The 14570-nt window shown below is 69.7% G+C and carries 15 protein-coding genes; 13 read left to right on the forward strand and 2 right to left on the reverse strand.

From position 1 onward, the window contains the following. Positions 1-136 precede the first annotated feature (136 nt). The 5 genes from rpsA (at position 137) to J8M50_RS13880 (ending at position 5564) form a co-directional block, all read left to right on the forward strand. Positions 137-1642 carry a 30S ribosomal protein S1 gene (gene rpsA, locus J8M50_RS13860; protein WP_010358707.1) on the forward strand — a complete coding sequence of 502 codons (1506 nt, stop codon included), beginning with the start codon at positions 137-139 and terminating at the stop codon, positions 1640-1642. Between the two features lie 185 nt (positions 1643-1827). After that, positions 1828-3408 (forward strand): NAD(P)/FAD-dependent oxidoreductase, encoded by a 1581-nt coding sequence (locus J8M50_RS13865; RefSeq protein ID WP_010358706.1) that lies wholly within the window; start codon positions 1828-1830, stop codon positions 3406-3408. An 87-nt stretch (positions 3409-3495) separates the two neighbouring features. Further along, positions 3496-4434 carry a PAC2 family protein gene (locus J8M50_RS13870; RefSeq protein WP_010358705.1) on the forward strand — a complete coding sequence of 313 codons (939 nt, stop codon included), beginning with the start codon at positions 3496-3498 and terminating at the stop codon, positions 4432-4434. 93 nt (positions 4435-4527) lie between these two features. Further along, positions 4528-5127 carry a dephospho-CoA kinase gene (coaE, locus tag J8M50_RS13875; protein WP_010358704.1) on the forward strand — a complete coding sequence of 200 codons (600 nt, stop codon included), beginning with the start codon at positions 4528-4530 and terminating at the stop codon, positions 5125-5127. Positions 5128-5183: 56 nt separating this feature from the next. Further along, the gene (locus J8M50_RS13880; protein ID WP_010358703.1) at positions 5184-5564 is read left to right on the forward strand and encodes a tetratricopeptide repeat protein; all 381 of its coding nucleotides are present in this window, start codon (positions 5184-5186) and stop codon (positions 5562-5564) included. A gap of 24 nt (positions 5565-5588) precedes the next feature. On the opposite strand, the gene J8M50_RS13885 is transcribed toward J8M50_RS13880, so the two are convergent. Continuing rightward, positions 5589-5846 (reverse strand): DUF6343 family protein, encoded by a 258-nt coding sequence (locus J8M50_RS13885; protein WP_178855030.1) that lies wholly within the window; start codon positions 5844-5846, stop codon positions 5589-5591. Between the two features lie 77 nt (positions 5847-5923). On the opposite strand from J8M50_RS13885, the gene J8M50_RS13890 reads away from it, so the two are divergent. From J8M50_RS13890 to pip, 7 genes are all read left to right on the forward strand, one after another. After that, positions 5924-6844: an acyltransferase domain-containing protein gene (locus tag J8M50_RS13890; RefSeq protein ID WP_010358701.1), complete on the forward strand. Its 921-nt coding sequence runs from the start codon at positions 5924-5926 to the stop codon at positions 6842-6844. 147 nt (positions 6845-6991) lie between these two features. Beyond that, a complete protein-coding gene (locus tag J8M50_RS13895) occupies positions 6992-7525 on the forward strand; it encodes a recombinase family protein (RefSeq protein ID WP_010358700.1) in 534 nt (177 codons plus the stop codon). Then, positions 7518-9158, forward strand: a complete 1641-nt coding sequence (locus tag J8M50_RS13900) for an IS200/IS605 family element transposase accessory protein TnpB (protein ID WP_029184455.1) — start codon at positions 7518-7520, stop codon at positions 9156-9158. The genes J8M50_RS13895 and J8M50_RS13900 overlap by 8 nt, the downstream gene beginning before the upstream one ends. 7 nt (positions 9159-9165) lie before the next feature. Beyond that, positions 9166-9861 (forward strand): class I SAM-dependent methyltransferase, encoded by a 696-nt coding sequence (locus J8M50_RS13905; RefSeq protein WP_010358698.1) that lies wholly within the window; start codon positions 9166-9168, stop codon positions 9859-9861. A 157-nt stretch (positions 9862-10018) separates the two neighbouring features. Then, on the forward strand, positions 10019-10459 hold the full coding sequence (locus tag J8M50_RS13910) for a DoxX family protein (protein WP_010358697.1): 441 nt from the start codon (positions 10019-10021) through the stop codon (positions 10457-10459). A gap of 108 nt (positions 10460-10567) precedes the next feature. Beyond that, positions 10568-11293 (forward strand): uracil-DNA glycosylase, encoded by a 726-nt coding sequence (locus J8M50_RS13915; RefSeq protein ID WP_075661722.1) that lies wholly within the window; start codon positions 10568-10570, stop codon positions 11291-11293. A gap of 37 nt (positions 11294-11330) precedes the next feature. Next, entirely contained in the window at positions 11331-12281 is a 951-nt protein-coding gene (pip, locus tag J8M50_RS13920) for a prolyl aminopeptidase (protein ID WP_010358695.1), read from the forward strand. Between the two features lie 7 nt (positions 12282-12288). Here pip and J8M50_RS13925 read toward each other — a convergent pair whose 3' ends face one another. Beyond that, the gene (locus J8M50_RS13925; protein WP_010358694.1) at positions 12289-12975 is read right to left on the reverse strand and encodes a GntR family transcriptional regulator; all 687 of its coding nucleotides are present in this window, start codon (positions 12973-12975) and stop codon (positions 12289-12291) included. Between the two features lie 147 nt (positions 12976-13122). On the opposite strand from J8M50_RS13925, the gene J8M50_RS13930 reads away from it, so the two are divergent. Continuing rightward, positions 13123-14565: an NCS1 family nucleobase:cation symporter-1 gene (locus J8M50_RS13930; RefSeq protein WP_010358693.1), complete on the forward strand. Its 1443-nt coding sequence runs from the start codon at positions 13123-13125 to the stop codon at positions 14563-14565. Positions 14566-14570: the final 5 nt, after the last annotated feature.

Raw genomic sequence — 14570 nt, forward strand, 5'->3', positions numbered from 1 at the left:
CCTCGGTTTTCGAGGTGCCGTCGCCGTTCTTCGGCGGGCGCTTCCTTGGCTGTCCGGCCTTCATCAGTGTGCGAAACGGGCTCCTGGCGTAAGCAGTACCTACGACTTCAATGTCCGTACCGGAGCCCTTTCCCACATGACGAGCAGCACCGAGACCACCGCCACCACCCCGCAGGTTGCGGTCAACGACATCGGTAACGAGGAAGCTTTCCTCGCCGCGATCGACGAGACGATCAAGTACTTCAACGACGGCGACATCGTCGACGGCGTCATCGTGAAGGTCGACCGGGACGAGGTCCTGCTCGACATCGGTTACAAGACCGAAGGCGTCATCCCGAGCCGCGAGCTCTCCATCAAGCACGACGTCGACCCGAACGAGGTCGTCGCGGTTGGTGACGAGATCGAGGCCCTGGTTCTCCAGAAGGAGGACAAGGAAGGCCGTCTGATCCTGTCCAAGAAGCGCGCGCAGTACGAGCGCGCCTGGGGCACGATCGAGAAGATCAAGGAAGAAGACGGCATCGTCACCGGTACCGTCATCGAGGTCGTCAAGGGTGGTCTCATCCTCGACATCGGCCTCCGTGGCTTCCTTCCGGCCTCTCTCGTCGAGATGCGTCGTGTCCGCGACCTCCAGCCGTACGTGGGCAAGGAGCTCGAGGCCAAGATCATCGAGCTGGACAAGAACCGCAACAACGTGGTCCTGTCCCGCCGTGCCTGGCTGGAGCAGACCCAGTCCGAGGTCCGCCAGACGTTCCTCACGACCCTGCAGAAGGGTCAGGTCCGTTCCGGCGTCGTCTCCTCGATCGTCAACTTCGGTGCCTTCGTGGACCTGGGTGGCGTCGACGGTCTGGTCCACGTCTCCGAGCTGTCCTGGAAGCACATCGACCACCCCTCCGAGGTCGTCGAGGTCGGCCAGGAGGTCACGGTCGAGGTCCTGGACGTCGACATGGACCGCGAGCGCGTCTCCCTGTCGCTGAAGGCGACCCAGGAAGACCCGTGGCAGCAGTTCGCGCGCACGCACCAGATCGGTCAGGTCGTGCCCGGCAAGGTCACGAAGCTCGTTCCGTTCGGTGCGTTCGTCCGCGTCGACGAGGGCATCGAGGGTCTGGTCCACATCTCCGAGCTGGCCGAGCGCCACGTGGAGATCCCGGAGCAGGTCGTCCAGGTCAACGACGAGATCTTCGTCAAGGTCATCGACATCGACCTGGAGCGCCGCCGGATCTCGCTGTCCCTCAAGCAGGCCAACGAGTCCTTCGGCAGCGACCCGGCCTCGGTCGAGTTCGACCCGACCCTGTACGGCATGGCCGCGTCCTACGACGACCAGGGCAACTACATCTACCCCGAGGGCTTCGACCCCGAGACCAACGACTGGCTCGAGGGCTTCGAATCCCAGCGTGAGGTGTGGGAGAACCAGTACGCCGAGGCGCAGTCCCGCTTCGAGCAGCACCAGCAGCAGGTCATCAAGAGCCGTGAGGCCGATGCCGCTGCCGCTGCCGAGGGTGTCGACGTCGCCGGTGCGGCTCCGGCCGCCGGTGGTGGCGGTGGCAGCTCGTACTCCTCCGAGGGTGCGGACACGTCCGGCGCGCTCGCCTCGGACGAGGCGCTCGCTGCCCTGCGCGAGAAGCTGGCGGGCGGCCAGAGCTGACGCTCACCGCACGACCGGCGCTCACTGAGCGGTAGTTGTTGACTGAGGGGCCGTACCTTTCGAGGTGCGGCCTCTCAGTTTTCTGTTTTCTCCGAAACTCACCGGACACAGCGGCAACCACCGTGCCGTAACTGGATGTTGAGACGCTTCCCGGCAGTTGTTCATGATCGGGAAGGGGCTCAGTCATGGCACGGACGCGTGACCGGCGGACGTTCTTGCGGGACGTGGGGATCACCGGCGGAGCGGGAGCGCTCTTCGCCACCATGGGGGCCCTGGGACTCGCCCCCACCGCGCGCGCCGAGGAGTACCGGCCGCCCAGAGGCGGGGACCTGAGCACCACCGGACGCCGCGCGGCCAAGGTGGTCGTGATCGGCGGCGGGATCGCCGGACTGACCACCGCCTACGAACTCGGCAAGGCCGGCTACGACTGCACGGTCCTGGAGGCGCGGGCACGGACGGGCGGCCGGAACTTCACCGTGCGCGCCGGGGACCGGACGACCGACCTGTACGGCCACACGCAGACCGCGCGGTTCGCCGACGGGCAGTACCTGAACGCGGGACCCGCGCGGATACCCCAGTGGATGGTCACCCTGGACTACTGCCGCGAACTCGGCGTCCCCATCGAGGTGTTCACCAACGTCAACGCGGACGCCTACCTCTACAACGAGTCCGCCGGCATGACCGCGCCGGTCCGCCACCGCACCGCCAAGGCCGACGTGTACGGGTACGTCTCCGAACTGCTCGCCAAGGCCACCGACCAGGGAGCGCTGGACGAGCAGCTGACCAGCACGGACCGGGAACGGCTGGTCGAGTTCCTCAAGGACTGGGGGGAGCTCGGCGACCGGCTGACGTACGACGGCGGGGAGCGGCGCGGATACGCGACCGTACCGGCCGCCGCCGGGACACCCGGAGTGCCGCTGGGGAACGTGCCGAGCGCCTCGGAGGTGTTCGCGAGCGGTGTCGGCCGGTACTTCTCCTTCGAGTTCGGGTTCGACCAGGCGATGCTGATGTTCCAGCCGGTCGGCGGGATGGACCGGATACCGCTGGCGCTCACCCGCGCGGTGGGGGCCCACCGCGTGCGGACGGGAGCGGTCGTGTCGCGGATCACCGACACCGGCCGGGGCGTCACCGTCACCTACACGCAGGCGGGCCGTACGAAGGCCGTCGACGCCGACTACGCCGTCGCCGCGCTCCCGCCCAACATCCTCGCCAAGGTGCCGCACAACCTCGGCTCCGGGGTGCAGTCCGCGCTGGAGGCGATCACCCCGTCGTCGGCCGCGAAGATCGGCCTGGAGTACCGGTCGCGGTGGTGGGAACTGGACCACCGGATCTACGGCGGGATCACCGAGACCGACCAGGACGTCGTGCACATCTGGCACCCGTCGTACGGGTTCGGCGGCGAGCGCGGTGTCCTGGTCGGCTACTACAACTACGGTGCGAACGCCGACGCGTACGCGCGCCTGCGGCCCGAGGAGCGCGAACGGCGCGCGGTGGCCGCGGGGGTGAAGATCTACGGCGAGAAGTACCGGAGCGAACTCGTCTCGTCGTTCTCGCACCACTGGCGTCAGACGCCCCATCTGGAGGCCGCCTGGCACTCCACCCCCGGGGGACCCGACGACGTCCGCTACAAGCCGCTGAACGAGCCCACGGGCAGGGTCTGGTTCGCCGGCGACTGGCTCAGCTACACGGACGCCTGGCAGCACGGCGCGTTCACCTCCGCGCGCAGGGCGGTGACCTCGCTCCACGCGCGCGTGCTCGCGTCCTGAGGATTCACCCGGCCGAGGCGCGGGTAGCGGGAATGTCCGAGCCCTCCTGGACGTTGTGCCGTACGAACACGAGGAGGAGCGGTCCAAGTGCTTGATCCACAGGGTTTGTACGCATGGGAGCCGAAGGGGCTGGCGGTCGTCGACATGGCGCTGGCCCAGGAGTCGGCCGGACTTGTCATGCTCTACCACTTCGACGGGTACATCGACGCGGGCGAGACCGGCGACCAGATCGTGGAGGGCCTGCTCGACGGACTGCCGAACCAGGTGGTGGCCCGCTTCGACCACGACCGCCTCGTCGACTACCGCGCGCGGCGCCCGCTGCTCACGTTCAAGCGCGACCGCTGGCAGGAGTACGAGGAGCCGTCGATCGACGTACGCCTCGTGCAGGACGCCACCGGCGCGCCCTTCCTGCTGCTGTCCGGGCCCGAGCCGGACGTCGAGTGGGAGCGGTTCGCCGCGGCCGTCCAGCAGATCGTGGAGCGGCTCGGCGTACGCCTGTCGGTGACGTTCCACGGCATTCCCATGGGCGTCCCGCACACCCGCCCCGTCGGCCTCACCCCGCACGGCAACCGTACGGACCTGGTCCCCGGCCACCGCAGCCCCTTCGACGAGGCGCAGGTGCCCGGCAGCGCCGAGGCGCTCGTCGAGTACCGCCTCATGGAGGCCGGCCACGACGTCCTCGGCGTCGCCGCGCACGTCCCGCACTACATCGCCCGCTCCTCCTACCCGGACGCCTCCCTCACCGTCCTGGAGGCCATCACCGCCGCCACCGGCCTCGTCCTGCCCGCTCTCGCGCACACCCTCCGCACGGAGGCGCACCGCACCCAGACCGAGATCGACCGCCAGATCCGTGAGGGCGACGAGGAGCTCACGGCCCTCGTGGAGGGGCTGGAGCACCAGTACGACGCCGTCGCGGGCGCGGAGACCCGCGGCAACATGCTCGCGGAGCCGGTCGACATCCCGTCGGCGGACGAGATCGGCAGGGAGTTCGAGAAGTTCCTCGCGGAACGCGAGGGTGAGGGCTGAGCGGGAGGGCTGAGACGCCCTCCGGCAGGGCCGCCGCCGTTCCGAGGCATTCGGTCAGGTCCCGATGTCAGTGGGGGGTCCTAAGCTTTCACCATGCTGACAGTGGGGCTGACCGGCGGCATCGGGGCCGGTAAGAGCGAGGTGTCGCGGTTGCTGGTCGAGGCCGGGGCCGTGCTGGTCGACGCGGACCGGATCGCGCGGGAGGTGGTCGCGCCCGGGACGGACGGGCTCGCGGCGGTCGTGGAGGCGTTCGGGGCGGGGGTGCTGGGGCAGGACGGCGGTCTGGACCGGCCGAAGCTCGGGGCGATCGTCTTCGCCGATCCCGAGAAGCTGGCGCTGCTCAACTCGATCGTCCACCCTCTGGTCGGCGCCCGGTCCCGCGAGCTGGAGGCGGCGGCTCCGGCGGACGCGGTGGTCGTCCACGACGTCCCCCTGCTCGCGGAGAACGGGCTCGCCTCGCTGTACGACCTCGTCATCGTGGTCGACGTCGCGCCCGGGACACAGCTCGACCGGCTCGTGCGGCTGCGCGGGATGACCGAGGACGACGCCCGCGCGAGGATGGCCGCGCAGGCCACGCGCGAGAAGCGCCGGGCGATCGCGGACATCGTGATCGACAACGACGTACCGCTGGCCGAGCTGGAGCGGCGGGTGCGCGAGGTGTGGGGCGAGCTGAGGGCGCGTGCGGCGTCGTAGGAATAGCGGGCCCCACGGGGGGCGTTGAACGCGGTCAGTGAGGGAAGGACTTTTCCGTGCCCGATACCAGCGGTTCGACCGGACGTTCTCCGGAGACGCATGTCATCGACTTCCGCGCCGCCGAGCAGTTGCTCGCCGCGCGGGACCCGCGGGGTGCGGTGAAGCTGCTCGACGGAGTCATCGACGCGCACCCCGAGAACACCGCCGCCCGCCTCCTGCGCGCGCGTGCCTTCTTCGCGGCGGCGCAACTGCGCCCGGCGGAGCTGGAGTTCACGATCGTCCTGGAGCGCGAGCCGGACAACGCGTTCGCCCACTTCGCGCTCGCGCGCACGTACGAGCGGCAGGGCCGCGATGACCAGGCGAAGCGGCACTTCCGGCTGGCCGCCGCGCTGGACCCGAATCCGGAGTATCTGCGGGCGGCGCGGTTCGACGTGTGAGTCCGGGCCCTGGTGCTCCGGCTCTCAGTGCTCCGGCGGCCGGTACGGCGGTATGTCGCGGCCCGGCTGCCAGTGCGGGCCCTGCCGGATGTGCCGCAGGATCAGCGTCAGGTCGATCATGATCACCAGCCAGAGCGCGCCGCAGGCCGCGGCCCAGCCGGGGCGGCCCGCCAGCGCGAACGCGGCCGTGCCGAAGACGGCCCAGGCCAGACCCCACAAGCTCAGCCACAGTCGCATCCGCAGCGCACTGCGCGCGGTCGTCGGCTCACTGCCCGTACGCATCGGGATCACCACTCCTTCCTGAAACGTACTCTTCGGTGGAGACGTTCTCCAGAGGTGGAGCTACAGGGGGTGGGTTCGTGGAACTCAGGGACGGTGTGTCCGTGCTCGCCGACGCCGACGGGCTGGTGGAGGCGCTGCTCGATCTCGGGGTGCCGCACCAGGACATCGAGGAGCCGGTCCGGCTGAGCCGCCAGCTCCTCGGCGACGCCCCGGCCCGGGAGGTCCTGGAGCGCGGGGTCGCCGACCTCGTACGGGACCTGGGGGCCGTGACCGGCGGGGTGGACCTGCCCCGGTATCCCGGCGCGTCCCGGGCCGTCGCCCGGTGGTTCCCGCTGTACGTCTTCGTCGCCGCGCTGCCCTTCGTGCGCGCGTACCACCAGGAGCGTGGGATCTCCTCCGACGTCAGCCGGCGGACCCTCGCCGACGTCGGGCGCGGGGTCGCCGTCCACCGGCGGTGGCACGGGACCGGCGGGATCATGACCGCGCGCTGGCTCTCCCTCCATCTGCGCGGGGAGCTCTACCAGTTGGGGCGGTTGCAGTTCCAACGGGGGGTGGTTCCGCAGGTGTTGGGGGAGTCCATCGCCGCCGCCGGGTTCTCCGCCGGGGATCCCGCGCTCGGGCTGCACATCCCCGACTTCATGGGGCCGCTCAGCCCCGAGTCCTGCGACCGGTCCCTCGCGCTCGCGCGCGAGTTCTTCGCCGCGCACTTCCCCGAGGAGCCGTACCCGGTCGCCACGTGCGGGTCCTGGCTGCTCGATCCCCAGCTGAAGCGGTACCTGCCGGCCGAGTCCAACATCGTCCGCTTCCAGGAGCGGTTCCATGTGCACGCGCTGGAGGAGGAGAGCGACCTGACGCCCGTGCGCTTCGTGTTCGGGTCCACGCAGGTGGAGCTGGCGGAGCTGCCTCGGCGGACCGTCGTGGAGCGGGCCGTGGTGGAGCATCTTGAGGGGGGTGGGCACTGGTACGGCGGGGAGGGGTGGTTCCTGCTGGAAGGTTGAGCGCGGGGTGGGGGTTCACTCGAACGGGTGAAGTGGTGGGGGTGGGGAACTGGGGTGCGGGGGTGGGGAGTTGGGGGGTAGCGACTGCTCTCGAATAAGTGTCTATTAGTGTCTTTTAGATGTCATGAGTGACATAGGGTTTCGTGTATGAACCTGACGGAGTGGGCACGGGCGCAGGGGGTCGCTCCGCGTACTGCGTATCGCTGGTTCCGTGAGGGCACGTTGCCGGTCCCTGCGGAACGGGTGGGGCCGCGCACGATCCTGGTGAACATCGATGGGAACACCGCACCGTCTGTAATCGGCGGTGTGGGCTTGTACGCCCGTGTCTCCTCCCACGACCGGAAGGCCGACCTGGATCGGCAGACCGCACGCTTGTCGGAGTGGGCGGCCAGGGCCGGGCACAAAGTCGTCCGGGTCGAGTCGGAGATCGCAGACCCGACCGTGACCGCCGTGGTGGTGGAACACAAGGACCGGCTCGGTCGTACGAATGTCGAACTCGTGGAGGCAGCCCTGTCCGCCACCGGTCGTCGGCTCATCGTGCTCGATGACGGTGAGGCCGAAGACGACCTGGTGCGCGACATGATGGAGGTGCTGACCTCGTTCTGCGCCCGCCTGTACGGCAGTCGCTCGGCGAAGAACCGTGCACGCAGGGCTCTCGAAGCGGCGGCCGGCGATGAGTAGGAAGCAGCTTCGCGCCATCGAAGACGCGTTCGTCGTCCCCGGCCCGTCCGGTGTGGCGATCCGTGACCGGCTCAAGCACCTCGCCACCGAGGACGAGATGGTTCTCCGCCGGGTGGGTGAGCATCTGGGGTGTCTGGCGTCACGCGACCTCAAGGCCCGCTGTCGCGACGGCCTGGAGCACGACAGCAGTACGTGGGCTGCCCGCAAGCAGGGCCTGACAGCAGAGTCGTCGTCGCGCTGGGCCGGGTCGATCACCAGAGCCATACACGATCAGTGGGCACTCTCGCGGCGCTGTCAACTCGCGTATGTCAACAGCCTTGAGGCTGGTGTGCGGACACTGAGGCACCGGCTGTCCCAGCCGATCGGTGAGAAGGGCACCAAGCGGGCGCCGGGCGGCTACCGCTCCAAGAACGAGTGGTTCAACAAGTCCCGGCGCCTGGTGATCCTGACACATCGTCTCGACGTAGCCCGCGCCGAGCGTGAGACCGGTGCCGTGCACGTCGTGCGTGGAGGCCGACGCCTGCTCGACAACCGTCACAACCTCCGGGCCGCGCAGCTCACCGAACAGCGGTGGCGGGAACGCTGGGAGGCGTCGCGCTGGTTCCTCGCCGCGGACGGGGAGTCCGGCAAGCGGTTCGGGAACGAGACGATCCGCGTCACCCCGGACGGCGAGGTCAGCATCAGGCTCCCCGCGCCGCTGGCTCACCTGGCGAACGCCGGGCACGGCAGATACGTCCTCGCCTCGAAAGTGCAGTTCCAGCATCGGGGTGCCGAATGGCGTGACCGGACAGCCGCGAACCGAGCGGTGGCCTACCGTATCCACCTCGATGTGGGACGCGGACGCTGGTACCTGACAGCCTCGTGGACCCGGCCCGTGGTGAAGACGATCCCGCTGGAGACTGCACGCGCTGACGGCATGATCGGTGTCGATACCAACGCGGACCACTTCGCCGCGTACCGGCTCGACCGGAACGGCAACCCGACGGGCGACCCGCGTCGCTTCTTCTTCGACCTGTCCCAAACCGCCGCCCATCGTGACGCGCAGATCCGGCACGCCATCAGCCGTCTGCTGCACTGGGCGAAGCGCTGTGGCGTGAAGGCCATCGGTATCGAGAATCTGGACTTCACGGCGGAGAAGACCCGCGAGAAGCACGGCCGTCGCAAGCGGTTCCGGCAGGTGATCTCCGGCATGCCCACCGGCAAGCTCAAAGCCCGGCTGGTGTCGATGGCTGCCGAGCAGGGCCTGTCGATCGTGGCTGTTGATCCGGCCTATACGTCGATGTGGGGCGATGAGCACTGGCGCAAGCCCCTCACCAGCAGGAATCGCAAGATGTTCCGTCACGATGCCGCGAGCATCGCGATCGGGCGACGCGCCCTCGGGCACCCGATCCGGCGACGGACGGCACCGCCCCGCACCCACCAGAGCGATGGGTGCGGGCTTCGGACCGTCCAGGCCGGACCGGGCGTGCGGGGGCGTGAGGAAACCCGCCCACCCATCACGGAGCGTGCACACGATGCACGTACCCGGACGGGGACTTCTCAGCGAACGCGGGGGACCAGTGCGTCCAAAACCGTTCGGGATGCGCGCAGTTCCGGGACATGGGTACAAAGCTCATTCCCGGACACTGATTAGGAACGGTATGGAGATGAGGATGCGGGACGGGTACGAGGGGACGGGGCCCGGGGCGATCACGCCGGACGGGTGTGCGGTGGAGCTCTACTCGCGGTTGCCGGTGGGTGCGGAGTCGGGCGTGATCGCGGGGGCCGTGCCTGCGGGGGCGCGGATTCTGGAACTGGGGTGCGGGGTGGGGAGGATGACGCACCCTCTGGTGGAGCGAGGGTTCCGGGTCACCGCGGTCGACGAGTCGGCGGAGATGCTGGAGCGGGTGCGCGGGGTGCGGACGGTGCGCAGTCCCATCGAGGAACTGGACCTCGGGGAGACCTTCGACGTCGTGCTCCTCGCCTCCTTCCTCGTGCACGCCGGGGATGCGGAGGTGCGGCGGGGGTTGCTGCGCACCTGCGTCCGCCATGTCGCGCCGGGCGGCAGTGTCCTGATCCAGCGGGAGGGCGCCGACTATCACACCGACGTGCCTCGGGAGCGGGTCGATCCGAGCGGGTTCCGGGTGCGGATACGGTCCTCGACGCCGGTGGGGGACGGGGTCAACTCGGTGCATGTCGAGTACGAGTTCGCGGATGCGGTGTGGACACAGACCTTTCTGGCACGGCCGATGGGTGAAGGACAGTTCGGGGAGGCGTTGGCGGAGGTGGGGTTGAGGGTGGGTGAGGTGTTGACGGAGGACGGGGTGTGGGTGCGGGCGGTGGTGGCGAGGGCGTGAAAGGGGGGCGGGCGGTGGCGGCGTAGAGAGATGGAGGTGGGGGCGGGAAAGGGGTGGGGCGAGGGCGTGAAGAAAGAGGGTGGGGCGGCGATGAGAAACGGCTCCGGGTGCGGTCTACCTCTCGACCGCAACGAGACCGCTCACCAGGGAGAACGCCATGTCCGAAACCACCGTGCCCGTCGCGACCGCCCCTTCCACCACACCGGCTCCCCGAGCCCGGCGAGCCCGAGCCGTCCTGCGCGGCGTCCAGATCCTCCTCGCCCTGTTCTTCGGTGCCGCCAGTGCCTTGCCCAAGCTGATCGCCCACCCCGCGGCGGTCGAGTCCTTCGACCGGATCGGCTGGGGCGCCCCGGGGATGTACACGATCGGCACCCTCGAACTCGCCGGAGCCATCGCCCTGTTGATCCCGGCACTCCAGTCGGTGGGGGCGGCTTCCCTGGCCGCGCTGATGGTGGGCGCGTTCATCACGCAGGTGACGGTCTTCGACGGGGAGAACGCGGCGACTCCACTGATCGTGTTCGTCCCGCTGGCGGTCATCGCGTGGGCGCGACGGGGAACGGTGACGGAACTGGCGGGGCTGGTACGCCGACAGGGCTGACCGCGAGGGGGCGCCGGGATGCCGAGGGCGACGGAGTCGCAGTGCACGCTTCACCGCGAGGCGGAGACCCCGGCAGCGAGAGCGGGGCGCCCGCTCTACGGTGAACGTATGGAGGAACTGGACCAGCATGGTGCGCCCACGCCACCTCCCGACCCCCTCGCCGCCCTGGACACCCGGATCACCACCTGCCGAGCCTGCCCCCGTCTGGTCGGCTGGCGGGAGCAAGTGGCCCGTACCAAACGCGCCGCCTTCGCGGAGTGGACGTACTGGGGGCGGCCCGTGCCCGGGTTCGGTGGGGGAGATGCGCCCCTGCTCATCGTCGGGCTCGCTCCCGCCGCGCACGGGGGGAATCGGACGGGGCGGATGTTCACCGGGGACCGGTCGGGGGACGTGCTGTATCGGGCGCTGTACGACGTCGGGCTCGCCTCTCAGGCGGAGGCCGTGGGCGTGGACGACGGGCTGGAGCTGTACGGCGTACGGATCACCGCGCCGGTGCACTGCGCGCCGCCGGAGAACAAGCCGACGCCGGGGGAGCGGGACGCGTGCAGGGCGTGGCTCGTGGAGGAGTTGGAGGTGTTGCGGCCGGGGCTCAGGGCGATCGTCGTGCTGGGGGCGTGGGGGTGGCAGGCGTTGTGGCCCGCGCTGGCGGCGGCGGGGTGGGAGGTGCCGAGGCCGAGGCCGGCGTTCGGGCACGGGGCGCGGGTGGAGCTGGACGGCGTACAGGTCTTCGGGTGTTTCCACGTCAGCCAGCGCAACACCTTCACCGGCAAGCTCACCCCGCAGATGCTGCGGGAGGTGCTGCGGACGGCGGCGAGGGCGGCGGGGCTGAAATGAGGTGAGGTCCAGGGGCCGGGCGAAATAGCGTGCGGGGATGGGACTGTATCCGGAGACCGAACCGTACGACCACGGCATGCTCGACGTGGGCGACGGCAACCACCTGTACTGGGAGACGTGCGGAAACCCGCGGGGCAAACCGGCGCTGGTACTGCACGGCGGGCCGGGAAGCGGCTGCGGGCCGTACTACCGGCGCCTGTTCGACCCCGCGCGCTACCGCATCGTCCTGCTGGACCAGCGCGGCTGCGGACGCTCCACCCCGCACGCGGCCGAGTACGGCACGGACATGAGCGTCAACACGACCGACCACGTGATGGCCGACCTGGAGCTGCTGCGGCGGGCGTTGGGGATCGGGCGCTGGCTGGTGTGGGGCGTGTCGTGGGGGTCGGTGCTGGGGCTCAGGTACGCGCAGACGTACCCCGGCGTCGTGTCGGAACTCGTGCTGACCGGCGTCGCGACCGGCTCCGACGCTGAGGTGGCCCTCCTCACCCGGGGCCTTGGCCGGGTCTTCCCGGAGGCGTTCGCGCAGTTCCTCGCGGGCCTGCCGGAGGACGACCGCGAGGGCAATCTCGCCGCCGCCTACAACCGGCTCCTGGAGTCCCCCGACCCCGAGGTCCGCGAGCGCGCGGCCCGCGCCTGGACCGATTGGGAGACGGCGATGGTCTCGGCGCCCCCGCGCTCGGCCGAACGGTACGAGGACCCGGTGTTCCGCATGGGCTTCGCCCGCACGGTGACCCACTACTTCGGCAACGACCACTTCATGGACACGGACGCGGTCCTGCGCGACGCCCACCTCCTCGCCGGCATCCCCGGCAGCCTGATCCAGGGCAGCGTCGACCTCGGCAACCTCACGGGCGTCGTCTGGCGCCTGCATCACGCGTGGCCCGACAGCGAGTTGACGGTCGTCGACGAGGTGGGCCACTCGATCGGCCCGGACACGATGGTGGACGCGCTGGTGGCGGCGACGGACAGGTACGCGGACCGCTGAACGCCGGCTACCCCCCGTCGTCCCCGAACAGCCGCCGTACCGTCGAGCGGTAGTTGGTCTGGACGTGCGTCAGCGCGTGGCTGCGGGCCTGCCCGGGATCGCCGGACGCGATCGCGTCGTACAGATCCTGGTGCTCCGTCAGCAGCTGGGCCCAGTCCTCGTTCTGCCGGGTCAGCCAGCGCAGGCGGCCGTCGACGGGTTCCATCACGGAGCTGAGGAGGCTGTTGCCGGCCATCGCGAGCACGCTGTCGTGGAACCGCGTGTTGATGTCGGTGACGGCCTCCGCGTCGGCCGCCTTCGTCGCCGTCGCCGCCTCTTCGAGGAGCCCCCGCAGCTCCCCGAGCGCCTCCGGCGTCGCCCGCGCCGCCGCGAGCCCCGCCGCGTACACCTCCAACGCCTCGCGCAGCTCGAAGAGTTCCCGTACGTCGTCCGGGGTGAGACCGCGTACGACGGCCCGGCGCGCGGACGCGAAGTGGACGAAGCCCTCGGCGACCAGCGCGCGCACCGCCTCGCGGACGGGGACGCGGGAGACGCCGAACCGCTCGGCCAGCTCCCGCTCCACCAGCCGGTCCCCGGGGGCCAGGCGCCCGGCGATGATGTCCTGCCGCAGGGTCGCGAGGACGCGTTCCCGGACCGCGCCGAGGGGTTCGCCGTTCGCGGTGTCCGGCGTGGCGGTCTTCGTCGTGGAGCCCATGCGGCCATTTTCTCCGACGCCGGGAGGTCTTTTACCCAGCCGTAACGGTGGAGACATCGACAGAGGTGCTCGGCGGCGCGACCATGTCCGCACTTTGGTATACCAAAACCCGCTCAGCGTCCCCGAGTCCTCCCCTCTGGAGCCCCTTTGTCCCTCACCGGCAGCGTCGAAACGCCCGCGTTCACCCCCGACCCCCGGCTCGTCAACGAAGACCTCGCGCCCGCGCAGAAGCGCAACTGGAAGGTCTTCGACCTCTTCGCGATGTGGATGTCCGACGTCCACAACCTCGGCAACTACACGTTCGCCGCGGGCCTGCTGGTCCTCGGCATGAACGTCTGGCAGGTCTTCACCGCCCTCCTCGTCGGCTTCGTGCTGATCTACATCGGCATGAACTGGATGGGGAAGATCGGCCAGCGCCACGGCGTGCCGTTCCCCGTCGTCAGCCGGATCAGCTTCGGCGTCTGGGGCGCCAACATCCCCGCGCTGATCAGGGCCGTCATCGCGATCATGTGGTACGGCATCCAGACGTACCTGGCCTCCGTCGCCGTCAACGTCATGCTGCTCGCGGCCTGGCCCGGGCTGGAATCCTGGACCAAGCACTCCTTCCTCGGCCTCGACGCGCTCGGCTGGGTGTCGTTCGTGTCGCTGTGGCTCGTCCAGGCGCTGATCATCCGGCAGGGCATGGAGGCCGTCCGCAAGTTCCAGGACTTCTGCGGACCGGCGATCTGGCTCGTGATGATCGCGCTCGCCGTGTGGGTCCTCTCCAAGGCCGGCTGGTCGATCTCCCTCACCTCCACCCCGCACCCCGTCTCCGTCGGCGAGCAGTGGCGGCAGTGGTTCGGCGCGATCGGCCTGATCCTCGCGACCTACGGCACGCTGATGCTGAACTTCTGCGACTTCTCCCGCTTCGCGCCCGACTTCAAGACCGTGCGCCGCGGCAACTTCTGGGGCCTGCCGATCAACTCGACCGCCTTCGTCGTCGTCTCCGTGATCGTCACCGCCGGCTCCCTGGAGGTCTACGGCCAGGCCATCACCGACCCCGCCGAACTCGTCGCCAAGGTCGGCAACACCTGGGTCCTGATCGTCGGCGCGCTCACCTTCGCCATCGCCACCATGGGCGTCAACATCGTCGCCAACTTCGTCTCCCCGGCGTACGACCTCGCCAACGTCTGGCCGCAGAAGATCACGTTCAAGGTCGGCGGCATGATCAGCACCGTCGCCGCGCTGCTCGTCACGCCGTGGAACCTCTTCTCCAACCCGACCGTCGTCAACTACTTCCTCGGCGGCCTCGGCGCGTTCCTCGGACCGCTGTTCGGCGTGATCATGGTCGACTACTACTGGGTCAAGCGCGGGCGCGTGAACGTCGACGAACTCTTCGACGCCACCCCCGGCTCCCGGTACTACTACCGCCACGGCGTCAACCCCAAGGCGCTGTGGGCGTTCCTGCCCTCCGCCGGGGTCGCCGCGGTCCTCGCGCTCGTCAAGACGTTCAGCGACGTCGCGCCGTACTCCTGGTTCATCGGCACGGCCCTCGCCGCCGGCCTCTACCTCGTGATCTGTCGCAGTGAGCGCGCGGAGCAGGAGGTCTGACGCAG

This window comes from Streptomyces acidiscabies (assembly GCF_020010905.1).
In the GTDB taxonomy this organism is placed as follows: domain Bacteria; phylum Actinomycetota; class Actinomycetes; order Streptomycetales; family Streptomycetaceae; genus Streptomyces; species Streptomyces acidiscabies.